Source organism: Mucilaginibacter rivuli (genome assembly GCF_019391655.1).
Taxonomy (GTDB): Bacteria; Bacteroidota; Bacteroidia; order Sphingobacteriales; family Sphingobacteriaceae; genus Mucilaginibacter; species Mucilaginibacter rivuli.
On the sequence record NZ_JAHXPQ010000005.1, the window covers coordinates 107,980 to 129,073 of the forward strand.

Below are 21,094 nucleotides of genomic sequence, written 5' to 3' on the forward strand. Positions count from 1 at the left end.
GCTATTGCGTAACAGTATATAAAAAGGTTTCAACGGCGTAGGTTGACAGCTGCCCGCCCGGCCCGTTCAAATTAAAATCGAAGCCATGGGTTGCCCAGGGTAATTTTAGCCAGTAATGCGGTATGCCATATTCTTCAAGTCTCAGGTCCAGGCGCCTGCTATGCTCGCGCGATACCAAAACATCGTTCTCGCCATGAATGATAAGCGTTGGCACCGATTGCCTGTTCACAAACTCCAAAGGCGAACAGGCCTTAAATTTTTGAGGAACAACCTCGTATGTACCGCCAATATAATTGCGCATTACCTTGCGTGAATCCATAATTAACGGATTTGATGGGATAGAATATCCCCAAACCATATCCGCCGGGCCGTAAAAATCTATCACACCTTTTATGTGCGGGTTTTGCAAAGTATAAGCTGCCAGCAAAGCTATCTGCGCCCCTGCCGAACGGCCAAGCAGTACAAACTTTGTTGTGTCGATGTTCAGCTCCACAGCATGGGCGGAAAGATACTTTATCGCGTTTTCTATATCTTCCACAGGTGCAGGCGTTTGATATTTTGGCGCCATGCGGTAGTTAATGCTGGCTACCTGATATCCTTTTCCTGCCAGGTACCAATTCAGGTCGGGTAATTGCTGGCTATCACCACTGCTCCACGAACCACCGTGTACCATGATAACACAAGGTTGCTTAGCGCTAAAGGTATTTCCGTAATAATCCATCGTCAAACTTACGCCAGGATATTGAGCATATGTAACTGTTTTAAATGCAACAGGATGTGTTGCTTTAAACAAGCTTAAAAAACTAAAAGGACTTTTGTTTACAGGTAAAGATGCGTTTGCAAACGCACGTTTCATATCCTCATTCACATCTTTTGATACCCAATAGGCCCGCACCACAGGCGATAAGTAAATCACTATGGTAACAATACCTATAATATTACCGGTTAACCTATACGGTGCTATCCATATTCCCGAAAGGGTAATTAAAGCAGTAATAGCAACCAGTATAAGTGGGTACTCGGTAACCACAATAGCTGTAAGCCATATATAGTAGGCCGGGGCCTTAAACACAGCCAGCAACGACAGCAGGAAGAAAAATATAAGCAGTATTAAACGGATCATGGTTTGGTTTTATGGAATAAGTAATGGCTGACTATCCACTCGTTGCCTTCATTATAGTTCCATAATTCTGCGCAAGCTAAATAAAATAAGCGCCAGTATACCCACCATTTTACAGCCTGATCTTTACCATAGGTTTGCTCGAACAAGGGCATAATTTCGGCTTTATGTTTATCCATATTTACCAACCAGGCTTCGGATGTTTTGGCATAGTGTGCGCCGCTCACATGCCAGTGCTTTTCAACCGCAAGGTCATCGTTAAAATAGAACATCAGGTCGTCGCTCGGCATAATGCCACCGGTAAAAAAGTATTTGCTCATCCAGTCGGTTTCGTCCTTCACCTCAAACAGGTAAGCGTACTCTTTATGGGTAAATATGTGTATCCACAATTTACCGTCAGGCTTTAAAAACGATGCCACCTTAGCCATCAACAATTGGTAATTACGCATGTGTTCAAACATCTCAACAGATACCACACGGTCAAACTTTTCATCAATGGTAAAGGTGTTCATATCGGCGGTTATCACCGTCAGATTTGTAATGCCACGCTGCTTGGCCTGCTCATCAATATGCAGTTTTTGTGTGCGCGAATTGGATACCACTGTAAACGTGCTCTTCGGGAACTTTGCCGACATGTACAACGACAGCGAACCCCAACCACAACCCAGCTCCAATACATTCTGCCCGTTGGTCAGCTCTGCGCGGTTACAGGTGATCTCCAGCATATCATCTTCCGATGTATCAATATCGGTAACACCCGGTTTCCAATAGCCCGATGAGTATTTCAAGTTTTTACCCAGGCAATACTGGTAAAATTGAGTTGGCACTTCGTAATGCTGCTCATTGGCATCCGCTGTGTTTACTGCTATTGGTGAAGCCTTCAGCATGGCAATAATATCCATTAAATGGGCTTGCTGAGCTTCAACACCACCTTTATTCTCATCAGCCAAACGTTGCTTTAATAATTTGCGTATACCCTGGCGAAGCAAAAAATCCGGGACATTATCTTGTTCAACTAACTTATCGTACCACATAATCAGGGTTTATATATTTACTCATGTTTACGATATTATTGGTTTAATGGATTGAACAGAATGCAATATAATCGCATTTTCTTATTCAGAGAAGTACTAAGAAGAAATATTTAATAAATGTACAGATAGGGTTTATCCCTTTTTAAACCACGGCACAAACACGCTCGTAGTTTTCTGATAAGCCCTGAATTTATCGCCTTTTGACCGTAGCGATTGTTCTTCTGTTGCCGGGATACCGGTTACTTTTAGCAGCAGGTACAAAATTATAGCCGGACTGATAATTGCCAAATACCCATACGGCGATGCCAGCGCGAAAACAAAATAGCTTAGCCACATCATCCACTCAAAAAAGTAGTTGGGGTGGCGTGAATAATTCCACAACCCTTTATCGCAAACCTCACCTTTATTTTTAGGGTCTTTTTTAAACTGTTTCAATTGCCAGTCGGCAATGGCTTCGCCAAAGAAGCCTATCAGCCATATGCCGGTGCCAATATATTCAAGTACTGAGAGGTTTGGCGCTGTATTTATAGCGATGATAAAAAATGGTATAGCCAGCAACACGTTGGATATTGCTTGCGCCTGAAAAAACCAGAAGAATGCCCTGTCGGGGTTAGGCTGCCACTCTTTGCGCAATTGCTGGTAACGGCCTTCCTCCTCATCAATATGGCTCACAATACGTACCATTAAATGCGTGCCCAGCCTAAAACCGGCAATACCTATCATAGAGCAGGCCAATATGGTTCGAGGTGCAAAACCATCGGCAAACAAAACCAGCAGTAAGGCAATAACCGGAAAATTATATGACCAAAAAATATCGACCACACCGGCATTGCGTATTTTAAAAGCCCAAATCCATACCAGTACCATAATGCCGCTGCAAGCCAGCAGGCATATAACAACCAAAAATATCAGTGAACTGCTACCCATTTTTTTTACCAAATAACTCTGTTAAACCTTCGTTGGATTTTAGTTTGAATAACTGGATAAGCATATAGCCACAGGTAGCTATACTACCTAAGCAAACCAGCAGTACCAGCCAAACGAGCTTAGCAATAATGCTCTTCTCTTTAAAGCAAACCCAAACAAATATGAAAGCAACATTGGTATAAAAATCCCACAGTGTAGCGCGCATCCAGGGGATGGAGCCTAAAAAATCCCATTCCTTAAACAAATTGCTTTGAATGCTTGTGGTAATTACCGTATAACAAACCCAAACAAATAATATACTGAAAATTACTTTGAGGGCTGTTATCATAAGCTGCTTTTTACAACTTACGTAAACGGATGATGCGCAGTTTGTGTAAAACGATAATTATCGGGTAGGTAGGATCAAACTCAAACCAGCGTTTGGCAAAATTAGCATCGTTAGGTTTCATGTGGTGATTGTTCTGGAACAATTCACCCAACATCAAAAAGTCTAAGGGGATAGAATTTTTGCTATGGTCACTGTTATCAAAGTTTGAATAACCGTATTTATGGCCGCACCAGTTTACTATTGCTCCATGTAAGGGGCCCATTAAAAAATGGATAGGCAATAACAGATATAACCACCAATGATCGGCAAAGATGATATAGAATGCAATGTAAAAAGCGATAAAAAACATGCGTGTAAGCCACATATCGCCAATGTTATCTAAAAAAGCCCAGCTTGGGTAACGGTCCCTGAACTGCTCTTCGGGCTCGGTTTGAAAGTTGCGGTATGACAGGTAAATATTTTTGGTCTGTATCATCAAACCCCATACATCCTTAATAAAGTGCGGCGAGTGCGGGTCTTTCTCTGTATCACTGTAAGCATGGTGCATACGGTGAATAATGGCATATGCACGTGGGTTTAAAAACGATGAACCTTGCGACAAGAAGGTGATGGTATAAAATACACGCTCCCAAAATTTGTTCATCTGGAACATTTTATGCGAAGCGTACCTGTGCAGGAAGAACGTTTGTGAGAAAAGTGACAAAAACCAATGACACAAAAAGAAAATTATAATGATAACCATGTTTATAACTGACTGTTAATAAATACGCACATATAACGCCTGCGGATTTAAGGGGGCAAAATTAACAATTATTTACATGCCATTTATTAACTGAATGTACTTTTTATATAAACATGATATACATCATTTTTGCTTGCTAACATTGCCATTCTTCCAGCAAATGCTAACTTGTTAAATTAATATCGTCCTAAAATACTCGTTAGGGTTTATTTTAAAATATACCCAATACGGGCACCAGTTATACCAGGGCAACACTTTGCGGATGTTGCGCTGCTGCGATACATAAGCCGTCATAACATTTTTCTTTTGTTCGGCATTGTCATAAATATTTACTTGCACATTTGGAACGGGCATACCGGTAGCTTTATATACCTTTTTAGCTGTGATATAAGCCGGGTTATGCCCGATAGTTAATTCCGTTTGCGATGGCGGGAATACCACCTGGTAAATGCGCTGTACCGTAAAGCCGGGCACTGTTTTACGCTCTCTGCAGGCCGTAGTAACACACCTGCTTACCAATACGTGTTCAGGGTGGCCGTAGCCTCCAATTACATCGTCTAAAGTAAAAATAACCGTGGGTTGATATTTGTCTATGGCCTGCCCTATTAATGTTTTCAGCGAATCGGTTTTCATATCGGTATCAAATTGAGTATATGGCACAGGCATCCAAAACTCCTTTTTAAAGCCTGCGCGGTGAATGTTAAAGTTTATCATATCCACTCCCGAAAGGTGCTGAATATCGATCATTTGCTTTACTTCCTTTTTCCTTACGGGATTATCTTCCGGGCGCCATACCGTACTGTAAAAACAAACCATGTGTATGTCCCACCCTTTTTTGGCAAGCATGGCCACGGTGCCCGCGCAGCCAATGGCATCATCATCATGCGCTACAATAACAAGCGCTTTCTTGGTTTTAACTATATTGAGAAACGAATCCTCCGGATAAGTTTCGGTAGCGGCCAGCGAACGCAGCAGCCAGGTGCCGCCAAAAATATAGACAGCCAAAAGCACGATGGCGACAATCGCCATTCGTTTAAAAATTTTCATAATAAGGTTGGTTAAGGGTTAATTATTGAGGTGGCTTTGCAGCGCCTGTTTATATAAATGGTAAAAAAACATAGGCAGAAACACCAGGTTAAGCAGCACCATACCTGCCAGCACCAGTATATTTGAGCCGGGGAAAAGCAGGGCTTTAAAAATGCTGCCCGCGCTAATAAGGAATATGGCCGTAAACCCGGTAAACATCCTGACGTTATACAGCACCGGGTGCTTTTTTATATGCTTAACAAAACTGGATAACAGCACCACAGCCGTTATTATCAAAAATACAAAACCGCTTAGTGTTAAGGCCTGTACACCTGGCCAATGCGCCGAGCGGAACATCAAACCCATCGACAAGCAAAACATGGCTAAAAAGCCGCAGCCATATATCATACGTTTCATCATCAGTATCTTTTTAAAGGTTAATATCAGTATCAATTCATGTTCTATCTCGCCGGCACCGTTTGGGGAAATGGCGATAAATGCCCTCGCATAAGCATCCTCGAAACTCGTGCCTACGTCCAGTTCCGTCTCAATAAAGCAGCAATAATGGTCGAGCAGGTCGTTTTGCAAAGCGGTATCAGTAACGCCGCCGGCAATAACGCGCTCAAACACCAGGTCAACCTGCTCATCGTTAAGCTGTACCATATTGCGGGTTGGCTATCAGGTTGTGTATGGTCTGCAAAAATATCAGCAATTCATCAACCGATTCTTTAGTGGCAACTTTACCTTTTGGCGTTAAACTGTAATACTTACGCACGCGCTTGCCAATAAACTCTTCCTCCACCGTTAGCAACTCATCAGCCACCAGTTTATGCAGCGCCGGGTACAACGAGCCCTCCTTTACCAATACTTTATCGCCCGATAGCTCTTTCACCTGCTGCACCATCTCGTATCCGTACATCCTCCCCTTTTGCTCCAGCAGTTTTAAAATTATCGTACCTAAAGTACCTTTTAATAGTTCGGTATTGTTCATATAATTACATCGTTTTATAATGCATCACAAATCTATGTATTATGATTAAGAAATGCAAATTGGGAATTATTTTTTTTAGAATTTGTAATGATGGGCTAAGAGAGACTCGAACTCTCAAGAGGTTAATTCTATTAAAACAAATTGTTCAATTTTTCTTTTAACTATCACAATGCTCAGTAATAGTACGTTATTCATGTTTCGCTACTTTGGCATAGCTATGCCGATAAAATAATTTTCTTATTCTGAAAACACTTTCATACCTTCCGTCAATATTCAACTTGCACAAGTTTGATCCGTATAGTTTAGCGTTTAACCTGTATCCTTCAACCATGTCCTTTAACACTCACAAATTGCTACAAAAAAAGAAAAAAAACATCCTTGAACTCTGGATGAAAAACCAGCTTGCTGATGAAGGCTTGCGCGAGGATCTGATCAGTAACGAAGAACTGAGGAGTCAATCCGAAGAGTTAATTAACGCCCTTGTGGGCAATTTGTCGAGCGAAAACTTTACCGATCTGCAGTCGGAAGAGTGGAGCCCGGTGATCGAGATATTGGGCGGCATAGCCATTACCCGCGCGCGCCAGGGCTTCAGCCCCCGCGAAACCGGTAACTTTGTATTCTCGTTAAAAGAAGCTTTGCTTGATGTTTTACAGCAGGAGATCACCGATGATGCGATGACCTTGTTTAAAGAAAGCCTCAAGATAAACCGCCTGATGGATAACCTGAGCGTGGTAACCTTCGAAACCTTTATTAAGGGCCGTGAAGAAGTGATCCTGCGCCAAACAGATGAGATCACCGAGATATCAACCCCCGTTATCCGTGTATGGGATGGCATTTTGGCCTTACCTATTATTGGCACGCTGGATAGCGCACGCACACAGATCGTGATGGAAAACCTGTTGCAGGAAATTGTAGAAACCGGCTCAAGCATTGCTATACTGGATATCTCCGGCGTTCCGGCGGTAGATTCGTTGGTTGCGCAGCATTTAATTAAAACAGTAAGCGCCACCAGGCTTATGGGTGCCGAATGTATCATTAGCGGTATACGCCCCGAAATTGCACAAACTGTAGTTCACCTGGGTATCGATCTTTCAAACATCATTACAAAAGCTACATTGGCCAGCGCTTTGGCTTATGCGTTTAAAGTAATGCGTTTAGAGGTTAGAAAAGCTGCTGTAGTTGGTAAATTTTAATTGTAGATAAATAATGGATAAAATTCCTATTCTCCGGATGGGAGCCTTTTTGCTGGTGACCATACAGGTTGACCTGTATGACAGGCTGGCGCTTAACCTGGAGGCCGACCTGGTGCAAATGGTAAATAAAACCAATGCAAAGGGTGTATTGATCGATATTTCGGCTGTTTCTATAGTCGATTCATTTATGGGCCGTATTATAGGCAACATCGCCAGTATGTCGAGAATACTGGATGCCGAAACTGTAGTGGTGGGTATGCAACCTGCTGTGGCTATCACACTAATTGAACTGGGATTACCGCTAAAAGGCGTGCATACAGCGTTGGATATGGAAAGAGGAATGAATTTTCTGAAAACCATGATCGATGTTGAAGCAGATGATGATGATCAAGATGCAGCCGACTATGACAGTATCGCTGAGTAAGGATACGGTACAGATCGTCAAGGAACAAGATGTGGTTTTTCTAAAAAATCGCGTTAAAGAGGTAGCTGTAAGAATAAAAATGGGCCTGGTTAATCAAACCAGGTTAATAACAGCCGCAAGCGAATTAGTGAGGAATATGATGCGATACGGTAACGGTGGTGTTTGCGTTATCGAAGTTGTTTCGAGCGGGCGTGTTAATGGTGTAAGGCTTACTTTCATAGATAAGGGCCCCGGCATACCCGATATTGCCGCCGCTATGCGCGATGGTTTTTCTACAGGCAAAAGTTTGGGCCTGGGCCTGCCGGGTACAAAACGCCTGGTAAATGAGTTTGATATTAAAAGTAAGGTTGGCGAAGGCACCACCGTAACTATTTTAAAATGGGCCAATGGTTGATGCTACTCATATAAGCTTTGCAGCGAGCGACAGGAGCTATTTTTCGCTGATAAAAAAAGAAATTCACCGCATAGCCACCGATGCAGGCATGAACCCTACCCGCATTAATGAACTGGATCTTATTGTAGCCGAAATGACATCGAACCTGTTTAAATACAGCGACGACGGTGAGATACTGATGGGCGTGTTCGCAAACGGCGGCTCGCCTTATGTCGAGCTGATCAGTATTGATAATGGCCCCGGCATGATGAACCCGGCACGGATGATGCAGGATGGCATTTCAACCAGCAACACACTTGGCCATGGTTTTGGCAGCATGAAAAGGCTGTCGGACACGTTCGATCTGTATTCGCAGATTGGTTGGGGTACCATTGTGTTGAGCCGCGTTTACAGCGATCCCGATAAGATAAGGGAAAAAGAAAAGCTTGTAATTAATCCTATTGTAGTAAGCAAGCCCGGCGAAAAAACCAGCGGCGATGGCTTTGTAGTTAAAAAAACTGACAAGTACATTAAATTAATGATGGCCGACGGCCTTGGCCATGGCCCCGAAGCTAATAAAGCAGTGAACGAAGCGGCGACAGCGTTCAAAGTATTCCCGGATTATAGCCCTACTGAAACTTTAAGATTTATACACAGTTCAATAAAAAAAACACGCGGCGCCGTGATCAATATTGTTGGTTATGACTACGCAACAAAAACCTGGGCTTCCGCCGGGGTTGGTAATATCGCTTTGCGGATAGCAGGGCCTGTAAGCTTTCGCAACCATATGTCGTACAATGGTATTGTTGGCCATAATATCCCGGGGACTATGAACGATCAGCACTACCCTGCCGACCAGTTTAACCAGGTGATGTTTTGTTCCGATGGGATAAAAACCCGTATTGATATGGCAAAATATCCGCAGATGTATAAGCATGATCTGGCTATATTTGCTGCGGCCATATACAAGGATCACGCCCGACGCAATGATGATATGTCGGTAGTAATGGTAAAAGTAAAATGATAAAAGTAGTAGCTATTTCGTTGGAGAATGAGATGGACCTGGTGTTGGCGCACAAACGGTCGATGAAGGTGGCCGAAAAGCTGGGCCTTACCACATCAACACAAACCACATTTGCCACCGCGGTTTCAGAAATAGCACGTACTGTTATAGAACATACCGATAACGGTATCCTCGAAATTGGCCTCGAACAAAACAAACAGCGTTATGCCTTGATGGCAACCGTTGTTTATGATCGTGATATCAGGTTTACCAACGATGATGCCGGATTTTACTATGCTCAAAAACTGGTACCCGAGTTTGACTTGTCTGATAACGGCACCGGTAACGTGATCACAATGAAAATTGGCCTGCCGCGTTCATTGAGGCTCGACCCTGCCAAAATAAGCACCCTGAAACGAGATTTTGAAAGCGAACAGCCTTTAAATGCTTACGATGAGATAAAACAGCGTAATGCCACCCTTAGCCGCATCGCAGTTGAAAAGGAAGAAGAACTACGCCAGTCGAAACTGATAGATGATCAAAAAACGGAGTTTATTTCTATTGCCAGCCACGAGTTAAAAACCCCGATGACGGTATTAAAGGCCTATACCCAAATGGCCAGGGCAACTAAAGAACCGGTGAGCGATAAGATGCAGGAGTTATTATCAAAGATAGACCTGCAATCAAACAAACTGATGACCTTGATACACCAGTTGCTTGACATCTCTAAAATAGAAAACGGCAACCTGCAGTACAACATGCAACCGGTTATGCTGAATGCCTTTATTCTCGGGCAAATTTCTGTAATGAAGCATATTCTCCCTCATTATGAATTTTTTACCGAACTGACCGATGACGCAAAAGTAACCATTGATGAAGTGCGCATGGAGCAGGTGTTTTCTAACCTACTAGGTAACGCCGCCAAATATTCCGATAAAAACACCAGCATCACCATCAAAACAATTCTAAATGATAATGGAGAGGTAACTGTAAGCATTATCGACCAGGGCCGGGGTATGGATAAAGAAACGATGAGCTCTATTTTTGATAAATTTTATCGCTCCAAGGATGTAGTGAAAAGCCATTCTGGCTTAGGCATGGGTTTATATATCACCACCAAGATCATCACCGACCATAAAGGCAAGCTATGGGTGGAAAGCACCGAAGGCGCAGGCTCTACCTTTCATTTTACCATACCGTGTAAGGTAGTTTAATACTTCACATCTATCTTCCCTTCAAAATAAAATTTGCAAATACAAAATCTTCTTCATTACTTTGAATTACAAAGTACTTTATAATGGAAGATAAAGAGATTTACGCCGAGATCAGCTCCATACGCAACCTCATGGAGCGCTCCACAAAATTTATATCCCTCAGCGGCCTGTCGGGTGTTATGGCGGGTGTGTATGCGCTCATCGGCGCGGCATTCGCTTACAAAATACTATATTTAAATGGCGACGTAACTACCTATTTTTCCATGGACCGCACTGAAGGTTTTGGAACGATATTATGGCAACTTTCACTAACCGGCCTCATCGTATTGACGCTATCAATTACTACCGGCATATTACTTACAGTTAGAAAAGCCCGTAAAAATGGGCTTTCAGTAATTAACCCGAGTAGTAAAGCTTTATTAGTTAGTGGTGGTATTCCGTTAGTAACAGGAGGGATATTTGCTATTATCCTTTTAATGCGATTTGATTTCGGTATCATATCTTCCACCTGCTTAATTTTTTATGGTCTTGCGTTAGTTGCTGCGAGCCAACACACTTTTGGAGATGTAAAATGGCTTGGCATATTCGAAATAATTTTAGGATTATTGGCCCTGACAATCCCCGGCTATGGTTTATACATCTGGGCCTTCGGTTTTGGTGTTCTCCATATTTTATACGGCACCATTATGCATTTTAAATACGACAGGAAATAATGCTTCATAACTTTGATAAAGCCTTCGAAAACCGCATACGCCTGCAGGTGATGAGCGTTTTGGCCGCTAACGAAAGTTACGACTTTAACTCGCTTAAAGACCTGTTGGACGTTACCGACGGTAACCTGGCCTCGCACCTCAAAGCGTTGGAGAAGGAGGAATACATCACCGTCATCAAATCGTTTTTGGGCCGAAAGCCTAATACGCGCTACAAGGCATCGGCCGCCGGCATCGCCGCGTTTAAAAAACACCTGGAAGCACTCGAAAATTTAATTAAACAACAGAAGTTATAACCTTTTTTTTATCTAATTGCTTTGAAATACAAAGTACTTTTAAATAGACAAATTCATACCAAAAACTCAACACCATGATCGCAGACGAAGAAAATGCCCCAATTTTTGAAAATCCTAAACACACTTGGTACGATTCCATACTGGTAAAGCTGGCCATTATTGCCGTATTGATTTTGCTGCTGCTTATCCCCTCCGAGTGGATACAGAGCATGATCGCCGAGCGCGAGAACTCGCAACAGGAAACGCTGAAATCAATGACGGATGCCTGGTCGGGCAGCCAGTTAGTGCAGGGCCCTGTATTGGTTATCCCCTATAAACCTACAGCAACAACTAACGACTTTGCCTATATACTGCCCGAAAACCTAAATATAAAAGCCTCGGTTGCTACCGAACTGCACCATAAAGGCATAGCCGATATTACGCAGTACAACTCTAAAGTAAATGTGCAGGGTACTTTCACCAAAACCGACCTAACCAAATTAGGTATCAATGCCGATCAGTTGATGCTGGATAAGGCCCGCCTGGTTTTCAGCTTTTCGGATATGAAAGGATTGAAAAGCAACCCTGCCATTAACGTTAACGGCACAATCATTCCGGCCGAGCCTATTTACGCCGATAACCTAACCATTTTTAAAAAAGGCCTGCAGGTGGTATTTTCCGCGCCTAAGGAAGCCGGATTTAGCTTCAATTATACACTCGAACTAAAAGGAACCAATGAGCTAAGCTTCCTGCAAATAGGCAAAACTACAGAAGTTGAAGTAACAGGCGATTGGAAAAGCCCCTATTACACGGGCCATTATTCACCCGATAAAAGCAAGGCAGATGCCGGTGGCTTTACGGCTAAATGGAAAGTACTGGATTATAACCGCCCCTTCCCGCAACAGTGGAAAGATAACGATACCTTAATCACCAGCAAAACCGCAACAGCGCAGGCAGCCTTCGGTGTAAAATTCAGCCTGCCGATAGATCAGTATCGCAAAACCATGCGTACCACCAAATACTCATGCCTCATCATCCTGTTAACTTTTGTATCGCTCTTCCTTACCGAGGTGATCAGGAAACAACGGGTACATGTATTCAACTATATCCTGATCGGTGCCGCCATGATCGTTTATTACACCCTCCTCCTATCCTTTGCCGAGCATTTGGGATATGATGTGGCTTACCTTATCGCATCGGTCTCTACCATCACACTTATCGCCTGGTTTACATCATCACTAATGGACAACAAAAATGTAGCGTTTCTTTTTGGTGCGATACTTACCACGTTCTACGGCTTTATTTACACCATTATCCAACTCGAAGAATTGTCGCTGCTGATTGGCAGTATCGCCCTCTTCGTGGTAGTTGCCTTGCTGATGTACTTTTCAAGAAAGATCAATTGGGAAAAACACTAAAACCATACCGCCATGCAAACATCAAAAAACTGGATAGCGCATTTTAACAATAATGCCGAAGTGTTCCGGGTAAACTGGAACCTAAGGCCAACCGTAACGCCGCAAGAGGTGGAGACCATTCTCCCCTCCCTGCAGGCATGGCAGCTGGGCGAAACGTCCGACGGGGCAAACCTGCTTTCCGCCTCAACCAAATATGCCGGAAAAATTGGCGATGTCGATTATGTAGAAGCCGTAAAGCTCTTCATTAAAGAGGAGCAAAAGCATGGCAATAACCTGGGGCGCTACCTGGATGCCATAGGTAAGCCGCGCATACAAAAAGACTGGGGCGATTCGCTTTTCCGCAAGGTACGCTACTTTAACACCAGTATGGAGATCTGGACGCTGGCCGTTATTGTGGTAGAGAGCACCGCGCAGATATTTTACCAGGCGCTAAAAGACGCTACCAATTGCCAATTGCTTAAACAGATCTGTACCGATATTTTGATCGATGAAGCTTACCACATCACTTTTCAAACCGACAGGCTGCAGGTGATATTTGATGGCAAAACTACAACCGCGAAAAGCTGGCGCAAGTATGCTTACAAATTGTTCTTTTACCTTACGGCGACTACCGTTTGGCTGGCACACAAGCAGTTATTCAGGGCGGGCGGTAATACCTTTGGCACCTTCACCAAAAAAATGCGGCAGAAATATTACAAAACTATCGACAGGATAACCGCGCCCATCATCATCACCCCACACGAACTATACCCAAAACCATGAACACCCAACTCGCACCGGCGCAACAATTTCGCGTTAAGCTATGCATAGCTGCTATCATATTCGGTTTAGCCGTCAGCGGTATCACCGCCTTCCCGTTCGAAATTGAGTTGGGCTGGCTTATTCAACATTGCTCCGGTTTGCCGGATATAATGCAGAGCTGGCTAAGCACCATCTACAACGCCATAAAAACCACCAACCAAACCTACCCCTACCTCAGTTACGGCACCGACTGGCTGGCCTTTGCCCACCTGGTTTTGGCTTTGCTGTTTATTGGTCCGTTAAAAGATCCCATCAAAAACATTTGGATAATTGAGTTTGGAATGGTGGTGTGTGGCCTGATATTCCCGCTCGCGTTTATCGCGGGCGGTATCAGGCATATACCGGTGTTCTGGCGCTTTATCGATTGCTCTTTTGGCGCCATCGGCATCATCCCACTGGCTATCGCTTATCGCATCATAAAAAAATCAACCAATAACATCAAACCTTATGTTTCGCTTTAACCTTAAATACTTCATCATCACGGTGGTACTGTTCATCGCCGAGTTTGCCATAGCAGCATACGTGCACGATCGTTTTATCCGCCCGTATTTTGGCGATTCCCTGGTATCCATATTTGTTTACTGCGCCGTAAAAAGCTTTTTTGATACGCCCGTTGGCAGCACCGCTGTTGGCGTATTATTATTCTCTTACATAGTGGAGTTTACTCAATATTTCCATTTGGTGGATGTGATAGGCCTTGGCAATTCGGCAGTGGCCTGCGCAATTATGGGCACACATTTTTCGTTTACCGATATGTTGATGTATACCCTCGGCATTATCCTGGTGCTTTTTTTGGAGATGTACTTTAATGATGACATGGTAAAAGCCAACATATAATAATGCAACACTTTGTAAATAAACATTCCATCGTTCGCCAGATATGGGGCAAGGCTGATACCGTTCTGTTCATCTTTGCGGGCTCGGCTGCCGAGTTTGCCTTGAACAAAGCTGTAGACTGGCTGTATTTTACCGGCAAGCTCCCCTCCGATCCTTTAGGCCGCCTGTTCTCCACCGTTGAATATGCCCGCAAGATCATCTTCGCTGATGTGGATGGCGCAAACCGCGCAATAGATCAGATAACAGCCATCCACAAAAACGTTGAGGCCGGTCGCGGCGCCCAAATACCCGATTGGGCTTATCGCGATGTGCTTTTTATGCTGATAGATTACTCTATCCGTTCTTTCGAAGTGCTGGAGAGGGAACTGACCAATAAAGAGCAGAACGAGGTATTCGATGTATTTTACAGGGTAGGTTTACGCATGGGACTTACAGGGTTGCCTGAAAATTATGCCCAATGGCAAAACATGCGGTACAGGCACTTGCAAAACAACCTCATCAACAGTCATTTTACCAAAGATCTGTATATACAATACCGCAAGCACCTTGGCGGGATAAGGTATCATTTATTAAAACAGGTGCAAAAACACATCGTCCCCAAAAGGGTAAAAGAGTTATTGGGCTTTGGTAGTTTTGCATACCTGCCACCAATATTGTGGCTATATAAACTAAGCCGCAACATTAAATTAGATCGCATTTTAAAAGAAACGCTGCTGCCAACAAAATACAAGGCACAGATAAAGCAATTAGATGCTGTTTAAGCTACATGCAAAACAATTGAACCCGGTATTCCTTTAGTATGAAAACATAAACTATGAATAAACCTATCGGGATAGTATTATTAATAATCGGCATTGCCATGCTGATATGGAGTGGCTTTACGTACACCAAAAAAGAAACAGTGATTGATGCAGGTCCAATACAGGTATCGGCCGATAAGCAACATACCGTAGTATGGCCCAATTATGCAGGGGGGATATTGATTATAGGCGGAATAGTGCTGCTGGTAACGGGAAATAAACGTAATTAATTAGCAAGCAACTATTTATGTTGCTTGCTAATTAAGCGGCAACTAAAAACTTATTTTTTTGTTGCAGTTGCTGTTTTAGCCCCCAATGCAGGGCAAATACGCGACATAATTGCTTCGCCGGTAGCTATCAGCACCCCAATGCTTGCTTTAACAAAGGGATTGGTTATAGCGCCCTGCAATAGTTGCAATCCTTCTTTAACAGTTGGCCAGATCTCGCATAGACGGTTACTGTTTAATGCCGCCTGGTTTAAGCTGATGCTGTCTGCATGGGCTTTAATGTCTTTAATTTCCATAATCTTATTTTTTGAGGTTAATAAATATTAACCCAAAACTCAATATTACACAAATCAACATATTTAGTGTATTCACCCTTTTTTTAAGGGTGTTTTTACGGTATTAATAGGGCTTAAATACCTTTATAAATCATTATTAAATAGTCAGTTTTGGTATAATAAACTATAATAATCATTATATTCACACTTAAACCCTAAACACAATGAAAAAATTAGTATTTGGACTATTCGGAGTTCTGATGATGATGTCATTTAAACCAAAGGTCGATTTACCCCGTAGCACAAAAGAAACAGCAGACTCTATTGTTGCAACATTGAATGGCATTACACTTGCCGATGCTAAAACCAGGGTAAAATATTGCCTTGAAACTTTAGATAAAAGCCCGCAAAACACCCATATATGGTTCAAAAAAGAGATTGTAATAGCATGGTATAACTTACTTGCGGCTGAACGGGTAAACAACCCTAATGTTGATGGAATCCGTATCTACCTTGCGCGGACCCCTCCATCAAATTCGGCCCCTATCCACTATAATAATCAAGTAATTGTAGTTTCTACATACTACGATGGCATTTATAAAGATGCTCGTGGAGCTAAAACTTTGATACATCGTGATTATTTTAAACATCCTAAGTCTGCTGATTTATTCAATCTTACCAATATTTCAGGAGAAATAGGGCACAATAAAAATCCGGATAGCGGTGCACTATTGTATGAAAAGTGTCATTGCGATTTAAATTGCACCGCTACTTCCGATCATGAGATAACCAGAAGCGAAGCTGAAAAAATGGTTCGACGTTTTCGTCGAATCCCGATTATCAGGCCCGGCCGCATAAACTCAACCGCCGAATGGTTCGATTTTGACATGATCGAGAAATTAGTGGATGCAATAAAGGCCGATCCGCACTGTGATGGCATACGTATATATTTTGCCAGGAGCACCAGCAATGATTATACTAAAAAGAAGGTGAAATTTGTAATTGTCCCTACAACTTTAGTAAACGCAACAGTACATAAAGACCACTTTGACTGCCAAAGCTCAAGTGGAAAAGCCTTTATTAATAGAGTGAAAATGATTAGATTATTGACCGGTGACGGTGCTTACGATAATGGCGAATTATGCCCGGATCATTGCGAAGGAATAACTTTACCGGGAGATGAGCAACCCTGATTTTTATGCAAAACTATTTTACAGTAAGTATCACAATTGAAGCTATTTGCCTGATATTTTCAATCATTTGTTTAGCTAATGATAAGAGTAACGTATGGCGTAGCTTGATACTGTATCTCTTGATAACCTGTATCGCTGAGTGTACCGGTCTGTTTGTTTCGGGCATGCATCATAACAATCATTGGGTTTATAATATCTTCCTAGTATTTGAGGGTGGCTTTAGCCACCTGATGTTCGCATACTTATTCCGGAAATTTAACAGCAACAAGCCCATTTTTATTGGGCTTGTTGCATTTCTTTTAACTTACACATATGAAATTTTCAATCATGGTTTTTTCAGATATAATAATCTAACTTACACAATACTATCTATCGAGATCGTATTATACAGTTTGTATTTCTATTATTTACTGCTTAAGGATAACCAATATATTGACTTAAAATATTCAGGAGAATTTTGGTGGGTTGGTGGTGCGCTTTTCTTTTACTTTGGGAACACAGCATGCAATATTTTTGATGATAAATTATACTCCATTATGATTACTGATAAACAACATTTAAGCTATCTCATTTTCAAAGCATTAAATGTCATATTATATAGCTGTTGGTGTTATTCTTTTATTTGCAAAAAATGGATGCGAACGAGATCAAGAGTTTAATCCTTATCATAACGCTTATTTTTTTGATAGCCCCGGCATCTATCATCCTGTATGTTGCAATTTATAACCGGCGCAAAAAGCGGCATATTGAAGAAAAAGAGCAAATGAAATCAGCTTTTGATACCGAACTGATCAAAACGCAGCTTGAGATACAGGAACAAACTATGCAAACCATTGGGGCCGATCTGCACGATAACATCGGGCAACTGCTCAGCTTAACCTCGTTAACATTAAACTCGGTTGATGTTGACAATAAAGATAAGGCTCAACAAAAAATTGATGCCGCGATAGACCTTACCCTACGCTCTATCAAAGAGATGCGCTTACTGGGTAAGTTATTGCAGGGCGACCAGCTAATGGCTCAGGGCTTGCCAGAAGCTATTAAACACGAAGTTAACTGGCTTGAAAAATCAGGGCAATATATAATAACTTACATATGCGGAACTGAAATACCCGAAAACAACAACCCCAATAAAGACCTTATACTTTTCAGGATATTACAGGAAGTATTGAACAACATTATCAAACATGCCCGTGCTACTAAAATAAATATAAAACTGGCATATCCGGAAAAGGCCATTTCACTCCAGATAGACGATAATGGTATCGGCTTTGATATAGATATGCCGACCGGCCAAAAGGGAATGGGCTTACAAAACATCAGTAAACGTGTTGCGATAGTTGGTGGCGAGGTAAGCATTACATCTCAACAGGGCCAGGGCACGGTTATCCTTATTTTTATCCCTTATCCTTAAAAAATGGAAACAGAGCAAATTTCAATAGCAATAGTTGACGATCATACCCTGTTCAGGAACGGTGTTGCCGCGCTGATGAGCGAGTTTGATGAACTGAAAGTAGTGTTTGAAGCAGAGAACGGTGAGCAGCTTAAACAAATGCTAACCAAACATCCTTTACCGCAGGTGATACTGATGGACATTAACATGCCTGTAATGGATGGCTATGATACTACCAAATGGATAAAGACAAATTACCCGCAAATACGTGTGCTGGCCCTGAGCATGTTTGAAGATGATGCTGCCGTTTTAAAAATGATTAAAAATGGTGCCAGTGGTTATGTTTTAAAAGAATCCCGACCAAAAGAATTATTGGAAGCTATTAAAACCATTTATAACAAAGGCGTTTATATTAATGACCTGGTATCGGGCAAATTATTACGCTCGGTTGTTGATATAGCACCTGTTGTTGAACTGACTAAAAAAGAAGTGGAATTTTTAAAACTTTCATGCTCTGAGTTAACCTATAAAGAAATAGCCGACCAGATGTTTGTGAGTCCGCGTACGGTTGATAATTACCGCGAATCACTGTTTCAAAAACTGAATATAAAATCGAGAACAGGGCTGGTACTCTATGCTATTCAAAACGAAATATTTAAGTTTTAATAAAGCTGAGTGAGCCCATAACCAGGCTCACTCAACTTTAACAAATCATTTCTTGCCGGCAACAACCAGGTTGCCGGTGTACATTAGCCCGGCACTTTCGGCTAATCTGATAAACTCGGCACGGTATCCTTCTTCATCTTTACCTTTTGCCCCTTTCGCCATAGCAATAACATCGGCAAAGTTTGCCTGCTGCTTAAATTCAGAACCGCGCAGCAATAGGCCCAACTCTGCAACCGAAGCCGCGAAACGCATATCATCGCTTGTTTTTGCCAATGCAACAGGTTCATCTTTTACTGCAACCAGTTCCATTTTACTTTTGTCAGAATCGGGCTCCTTGTACCTGAATTTAACCGTTACCATTTCAGCTGAATTATTCAATACCTGTTTCTGCTCAACTTTTTGATATTTAAGCGGGTCAACGCTATCAGTAAAACTATCCTTTACCCCTGCCGGGATGATCTCGTATAAAGCAGTAACCGTATGCCCAACTCCCATATCGCCACCTAATTTTTTATCATTATTAAAATCTTCCTTGTTCAGCAACCTGTCCTCATAACCTAACAGGCGATAAGCCTGCACCTTGGCGGGATTAAACTCTATTTGCATTTTAACATCTTTGGCAACAGTAAACAAGGTTCCGCCAAACTCGTTCACCATTGATTTTGTAGCTTCGGTAATATTATCAATATAGGCATAGTTGCCATGCCCTTTATCAGCCATGGTTTCCATCTTACTATCTTTCAGGTTATACATCCCAAAACCTAAGATAGATATGCTTACACCGCTTTCACGCTCTTCGGCTATCAATTGCTCCATATCTTTATCACTTGATGCTCCAACGTTAAAATCGCCATCGGTAGCTAAAATTATGCGGTTGTTACCGCCCTTTATAAATTTTTCGCGGGCAACCTTATAAGCAAGCATTAACCCTGCGCCGCCCGCAGTTCCGCCACCGGCATTTAAAGCATCAATGGCGTCTTTTATCACTGTCTTTTGGTCGCCGGGTGTGCTTGGGAGTTTCAAACCGGCATCGCCTGCATATACCACAATGGCTACGTGGTCCACGGCCCTTAACTGGTCAACCAATAATTTCATCGAAGCTTTCACCAATGGCAATTTATTGGCATCGCTCATTGAGCCCGAAACATCCAACAAAAATACCAGGTTGCTTGGCGGCAGTTTACTGGTTTCTACATTTTTGGCTTTAAGCCCTATGCGCAATAACCGGTGCTGCGCATTCCATGGTGCGGCGGTTAGCTCGGTATGTATAGCTACAGGCTCGCCATTGGTAGGTTGCGGCAGGTTATAATGGAAATAGTTGATCATCTCTTCAATGCGCACCGCGTTTTTGGGTGGCAGTTGCCCGCTGTTAACATACCTGCGGAAATTACCGTACGATGCCGCGTCAACATCAACCGCAAAAGTTGATAGCGGAGTATTTAAAGGGTTAACAAACGGATTTTCTATAATTTGGTTGTACGATTCATTACCGGCGTTGCCGCGTATCTTTACCGTTTGCGATGTTACATTACCGTTGGCATCTACAACTACATCCGGCATGCTTTTCAATAGCTTGTCAGTTGTAGCGTTTTCTCTGACACGGTAAGCACTGGCTTTATACTCCACAACATCGGTTGCTATCCTACCCTGCAATGCCTGCCCGACAGATGTTGGCTGCAGTTCTTCAAGGTCTTTGGCGCTAACGGTACTTACCGAACCCATAGCCGTTCTTTGCTGCTTCGCTCTATAACCGGTAATTGCAACCTCATTGAGTGATTGGGTAGATGCCCTTAACAAAACGTTAATTCTATTCGATTTTTCTATTTTAACTGTTTGGCCAACGTAACCGATATAACGGAATACCAGTTTATCTTTTCCTTCCGGGACGTTGATGGAATAATGCCCGCTCACATTGGTTGCCACCTCAATACTTGTACCTTCAACCTTAACCGACACGCCAACAAGCCCGGTTTTGTCGGCAGCATCGCTAACGGTGCCGGTAATGGTACGGCATGTGCTTATCCTGAACCCGGCCAGGCTGATCAGCATCATCATTAAAATAAGTTTAGTTTTCATAATTCATTGATTTTTGCCCTGAGGATGCAACATCAATTGAATTTCCAT

General features: G+C 42.5%; 26 protein-coding genes. 16 read left to right on the forward strand and 10 right to left on the reverse strand.

Features of this window, described 5'->3' with window-relative positions; translation table 11 throughout:
- Position 1: 1 nt before the first annotated feature.
- The 8 genes from KXQ82_RS13070 to KXQ82_RS13105 form a co-directional block, all read right to left on the reverse strand.
- Positions 2 to 1,123 (reverse strand): alpha/beta hydrolase, encoded by a 1,122-nt coding sequence (locus tag KXQ82_RS13070; protein WP_219488843.1) that lies wholly within the window; start codon positions 1,121 to 1,123, stop codon positions 2 to 4.
- Positions 1,120 to 2,154, reverse strand: a complete 1,035-nt coding sequence (locus tag KXQ82_RS13075; protein ID WP_219488844.1) for an SAM-dependent methyltransferase — start codon at positions 2,152 to 2,154, stop codon at positions 1,120 to 1,122. Before KXQ82_RS13075 ends, KXQ82_RS13070 begins: the two co-directional genes overlap by 4 nt.
- Positions 2,155 to 2,286: 132 nt before the next feature.
- Positions 2,287 to 3,081, reverse strand: a complete 795-nt coding sequence (locus KXQ82_RS13080) for a DUF1295 domain-containing protein (RefSeq protein ID WP_219488845.1) — start codon at positions 3,079 to 3,081, stop codon at positions 2,287 to 2,289.
- A complete protein-coding gene (locus tag KXQ82_RS13085; RefSeq protein ID WP_219488846.1) occupies positions 3,074 to 3,409 on the reverse strand; it encodes a DUF1475 family protein in 336 nt (111 codons plus the stop codon). The genes KXQ82_RS13080 and KXQ82_RS13085 overlap by 8 nt, the downstream gene beginning before the upstream one ends.
- Before the next feature lie 10 nt (positions 3,410 to 3,419).
- Entirely contained in the window at positions 3,420 to 4,151 is a 732-nt protein-coding gene (locus tag KXQ82_RS13090) for an acyl-CoA desaturase (protein WP_219488847.1), read from the reverse strand.
- A 171-nt stretch (positions 4,152 to 4,322) separates the two neighbouring features.
- Complete coding sequence (locus KXQ82_RS13095) at positions 4,323 to 5,198, reverse strand: PIG-L deacetylase family protein (RefSeq protein WP_219488848.1); 876 nt, start codon at positions 5,196 to 5,198, stop codon at positions 4,323 to 4,325.
- An 18-nt stretch (positions 5,199 to 5,216) separates the two neighbouring features.
- The gene (locus KXQ82_RS13100; protein WP_219488849.1) at positions 5,217 to 5,840 is read right to left on the reverse strand and encodes a hypothetical protein; all 624 of its coding nucleotides are present in this window, start codon (positions 5,838 to 5,840) and stop codon (positions 5,217 to 5,219) included.
- Entirely contained in the window at positions 5,827 to 6,168 is a 342-nt protein-coding gene (locus KXQ82_RS13105; RefSeq protein WP_219488850.1) for a PadR family transcriptional regulator, read from the reverse strand. Before KXQ82_RS13105 ends, KXQ82_RS13100 begins: the two co-directional genes overlap by 14 nt.
- A gap of 329 nt (positions 6,169 to 6,497) precedes the next feature.
- On the opposite strand from KXQ82_RS13105, the gene KXQ82_RS13110 reads away from it, so the two are divergent.
- The 13 genes from KXQ82_RS13110 (at position 6,498) to KXQ82_RS13170 (ending at position 15,446) form a co-directional block, all read left to right on the forward strand.
- Positions 6,498 to 7,361, forward strand: coding sequence for an STAS domain-containing protein (locus tag KXQ82_RS13110; protein ID WP_219488851.1), 864 nt, complete (start codon positions 6,498 to 6,500; stop codon positions 7,359 to 7,361).
- A 13-nt stretch (positions 7,362 to 7,374) separates the two neighbouring features.
- Positions 7,375 to 7,785: an STAS domain-containing protein gene (locus KXQ82_RS13115; protein WP_219488852.1), complete on the forward strand. Its 411-nt coding sequence runs from the start codon at positions 7,375 to 7,377 to the stop codon at positions 7,783 to 7,785.
- The gene (locus KXQ82_RS13120) at positions 7,766 to 8,179 is read left to right on the forward strand and encodes an anti-sigma regulatory factor (RefSeq protein ID WP_219488853.1); all 414 of its coding nucleotides are present in this window, start codon (positions 7,766 to 7,768) and stop codon (positions 8,177 to 8,179) included. The genes KXQ82_RS13115 and KXQ82_RS13120 overlap by 20 nt, the downstream gene beginning before the upstream one ends.
- Complete coding sequence (locus tag KXQ82_RS13125) at positions 8,172 to 9,182, forward strand: PP2C family protein-serine/threonine phosphatase (protein ID WP_219488854.1); 1,011 nt, start codon at positions 8,172 to 8,174, stop codon at positions 9,180 to 9,182. The genes KXQ82_RS13120 and KXQ82_RS13125 overlap by 8 nt, the downstream gene beginning before the upstream one ends.
- On the forward strand, positions 9,179 to 10,375 hold the full coding sequence (locus tag KXQ82_RS13130; protein WP_219488855.1) for a sensor histidine kinase: 1,197 nt from the start codon (positions 9,179 to 9,181) through the stop codon (positions 10,373 to 10,375). The genes KXQ82_RS13125 and KXQ82_RS13130 overlap by 4 nt, the downstream gene beginning before the upstream one ends.
- A gap of 83 nt (positions 10,376 to 10,458) precedes the next feature.
- Positions 10,459 to 11,088 (forward strand): hypothetical protein, encoded by a 630-nt coding sequence (locus tag KXQ82_RS13135; protein WP_219488856.1) that lies wholly within the window; start codon positions 10,459 to 10,461, stop codon positions 11,086 to 11,088.
- Positions 11,088 to 11,381: a winged helix-turn-helix domain-containing protein gene (locus tag KXQ82_RS13140; RefSeq protein ID WP_219488857.1), complete on the forward strand. Its 294-nt coding sequence runs from the start codon at positions 11,088 to 11,090 to the stop codon at positions 11,379 to 11,381. Before KXQ82_RS13135 ends, KXQ82_RS13140 begins: the two co-directional genes overlap by 1 nt.
- Positions 11,382 to 11,455: 74 nt before the next feature.
- Entirely contained in the window at positions 11,456 to 12,778 is a 1,323-nt protein-coding gene (gene creD / locus KXQ82_RS13145) for a cell envelope integrity protein CreD (protein ID WP_219488858.1), read from the forward strand.
- Positions 12,779 to 12,790: 12 nt separating this feature from the next.
- Positions 12,791 to 13,540, forward strand: coding sequence for a ferritin-like domain-containing protein (locus KXQ82_RS13150; protein WP_219488859.1), 750 nt, complete (start codon positions 12,791 to 12,793; stop codon positions 13,538 to 13,540).
- Positions 13,537 to 14,040, forward strand: a complete 504-nt coding sequence (locus KXQ82_RS13155; protein WP_219488860.1) for a hypothetical protein — start codon at positions 13,537 to 13,539, stop codon at positions 14,038 to 14,040. Before KXQ82_RS13150 ends, KXQ82_RS13155 begins: the two co-directional genes overlap by 4 nt.
- The gene (locus KXQ82_RS13160; protein WP_219488861.1) at positions 14,027 to 14,416 is read left to right on the forward strand and encodes a ribosomal maturation YjgA family protein; all 390 of its coding nucleotides are present in this window, start codon (positions 14,027 to 14,029) and stop codon (positions 14,414 to 14,416) included. The genes KXQ82_RS13155 and KXQ82_RS13160 overlap by 14 nt, the downstream gene beginning before the upstream one ends.
- A 2-nt stretch (positions 14,417 to 14,418) precedes the next feature.
- Positions 14,419 to 15,177 carry an oxygenase MpaB family protein gene (locus KXQ82_RS13165; protein WP_219488862.1) on the forward strand — a complete coding sequence of 253 codons (759 nt, stop codon included), beginning with the start codon at positions 14,419 to 14,421 and terminating at the stop codon, positions 15,175 to 15,177.
- A 53-nt stretch (positions 15,178 to 15,230) separates the two neighbouring features.
- Positions 15,231 to 15,446, forward strand: coding sequence for a hypothetical protein (locus KXQ82_RS13170; RefSeq protein WP_219488863.1), 216 nt, complete (start codon positions 15,231 to 15,233; stop codon positions 15,444 to 15,446).
- Positions 15,447 to 15,496: 50 nt separating this feature from the next.
- Here the strand turns inward: KXQ82_RS13170 and KXQ82_RS13175 are convergent, their stop codons facing one another.
- Complete coding sequence (locus tag KXQ82_RS13175) at positions 15,497 to 15,739, reverse strand: hypothetical protein (protein WP_219488864.1); 243 nt, start codon at positions 15,737 to 15,739, stop codon at positions 15,497 to 15,499.
- A 203-nt stretch (positions 15,740 to 15,942) separates the two neighbouring features.
- On the opposite strand from KXQ82_RS13175, the gene KXQ82_RS13180 reads away from it, so the two are divergent.
- The 3 genes from KXQ82_RS13180 (at position 15,943) to KXQ82_RS13190 (ending at position 18,970) form a co-directional block, all read left to right on the forward strand.
- Entirely contained in the window at positions 15,943 to 16,911 is a 969-nt protein-coding gene (locus KXQ82_RS13180) for a hypothetical protein (RefSeq protein ID WP_219488865.1), read from the forward strand.
- 631 nt (positions 16,912 to 17,542) lie between these two features.
- Entirely contained in the window at positions 17,543 to 18,325 is a 783-nt protein-coding gene (locus KXQ82_RS13185) for a sensor histidine kinase (protein ID WP_219488866.1), read from the forward strand.
- Positions 18,326 to 18,328: 3 nt separating this feature from the next.
- Entirely contained in the window at positions 18,329 to 18,970 is a 642-nt protein-coding gene (locus KXQ82_RS13190) for a response regulator transcription factor (protein WP_219488867.1), read from the forward strand.
- A 45-nt stretch (positions 18,971 to 19,015) separates the two neighbouring features.
- Here the strand turns inward: KXQ82_RS13190 and KXQ82_RS13195 are convergent, their stop codons facing one another.
- Positions 19,016 to 21,046 carry a YfbK domain-containing protein gene (locus KXQ82_RS13195; protein ID WP_219488868.1) on the reverse strand — a complete coding sequence of 677 codons (2,031 nt, stop codon included), beginning with the start codon at positions 21,044 to 21,046 and terminating at the stop codon, positions 19,016 to 19,018.
- Between the last annotated feature and the right edge of the window lie 48 nt (positions 21,047 to 21,094).

Coding starts and splice junctions, on each gene's coding strand:
- creD (WP_219488858.1), top strand. CDS start 11,456: ATGATCGCAGACGAAGAAAATGCCCCAATTTTTGAAAATCCTAAACAC.
- KXQ82_RS13075 (WP_219488844.1), bottom strand. CDS start 2,154: ATGTGGTACGATAAGTTAGTTGAACAAGATAATGTCCCGGATTTTTTG.
- KXQ82_RS13170 (WP_219488863.1), top strand. CDS start 15,231: ATGAATAAACCTATCGGGATAGTATTATTAATAATCGGCATTGCCATG.
- KXQ82_RS13165 (WP_219488862.1), top strand. CDS start 14,419: ATGCAACACTTTGTAAATAAACATTCCATCGTTCGCCAGATATGGGGC.
- KXQ82_RS13190 (WP_219488867.1), top strand. CDS start 18,329: ATGGAAACAGAGCAAATTTCAATAGCAATAGTTGACGATCATACCCTG.
- KXQ82_RS13135 (WP_219488856.1), top strand. CDS start 10,459: ATGGAAGATAAAGAGATTTACGCCGAGATCAGCTCCATACGCAACCTC.
- KXQ82_RS13195 (WP_219488868.1), bottom strand. CDS start 21,046: ATGAAAACTAAACTTATTTTAATGATGATGCTGATCAGCCTGGCCGGG.
- KXQ82_RS13150 (WP_219488859.1), top strand. CDS start 12,791: ATGCAAACATCAAAAAACTGGATAGCGCATTTTAACAATAATGCCGAA.
- KXQ82_RS13120 (WP_219488853.1), top strand. CDS start 7,766: ATGACAGTATCGCTGAGTAAGGATACGGTACAGATCGTCAAGGAACAA.
- KXQ82_RS13090 (WP_219488847.1), bottom strand. CDS start 4,151: ATGGTTATCATTATAATTTTCTTTTTGTGTCATTGGTTTTTGTCACTT.
- KXQ82_RS13130 (WP_219488855.1), top strand. CDS start 9,179: ATGATAAAAGTAGTAGCTATTTCGTTGGAGAATGAGATGGACCTGGTG.
- KXQ82_RS13085 (WP_219488846.1), bottom strand. CDS start 3,409: ATGATAACAGCCCTCAAAGTAATTTTCAGTATATTATTTGTTTGGGTT.
- KXQ82_RS13185 (WP_219488866.1), top strand. CDS start 17,543: ATGGATGCGAACGAGATCAAGAGTTTAATCCTTATCATAACGCTTATT.
- KXQ82_RS13160 (WP_219488861.1), top strand. CDS start 14,027: ATGTTTCGCTTTAACCTTAAATACTTCATCATCACGGTGGTACTGTTC.
- KXQ82_RS13105 (WP_219488850.1), bottom strand. CDS start 6,168: ATGAACAATACCGAACTATTAAAAGGTACTTTAGGTACGATAATTTTA.
- KXQ82_RS13080 (WP_219488845.1), bottom strand. CDS start 3,081: ATGGGTAGCAGTTCACTGATATTTTTGGTTGTTATATGCCTGCTGGCT.
- KXQ82_RS13115 (WP_219488852.1), top strand. CDS start 7,375: ATGGATAAAATTCCTATTCTCCGGATGGGAGCCTTTTTGCTGGTGACC.
- KXQ82_RS13155 (WP_219488860.1), top strand. CDS start 13,537: ATGAACACCCAACTCGCACCGGCGCAACAATTTCGCGTTAAGCTATGC.
- KXQ82_RS13140 (WP_219488857.1), top strand. CDS start 11,088: ATGCTTCATAACTTTGATAAAGCCTTCGAAAACCGCATACGCCTGCAG.
- KXQ82_RS13095 (WP_219488848.1), bottom strand. CDS start 5,198: ATGAAAATTTTTAAACGAATGGCGATTGTCGCCATCGTGCTTTTGGCT.
- KXQ82_RS13180 (WP_219488865.1), top strand. CDS start 15,943: ATGAAAAAATTAGTATTTGGACTATTCGGAGTTCTGATGATGATGTCA.
- KXQ82_RS13175 (WP_219488864.1), bottom strand. CDS start 15,739: ATGGAAATTAAAGACATTAAAGCCCATGCAGACAGCATCAGCTTAAAC.
- KXQ82_RS13125 (WP_219488854.1), top strand. CDS start 8,172: ATGGTTGATGCTACTCATATAAGCTTTGCAGCGAGCGACAGGAGCTAT.
- KXQ82_RS13070 (WP_219488843.1), bottom strand. CDS start 1,123: ATGATCCGTTTAATACTGCTTATATTTTTCTTCCTGCTGTCGTTGCTG.
- KXQ82_RS13100 (WP_219488849.1), bottom strand. CDS start 5,840: ATGGTACAGCTTAACGATGAGCAGGTTGACCTGGTGTTTGAGCGCGTT.
- KXQ82_RS13110 (WP_219488851.1), top strand. CDS start 6,498: ATGTCCTTTAACACTCACAAATTGCTACAAAAAAAGAAAAAAAACATC.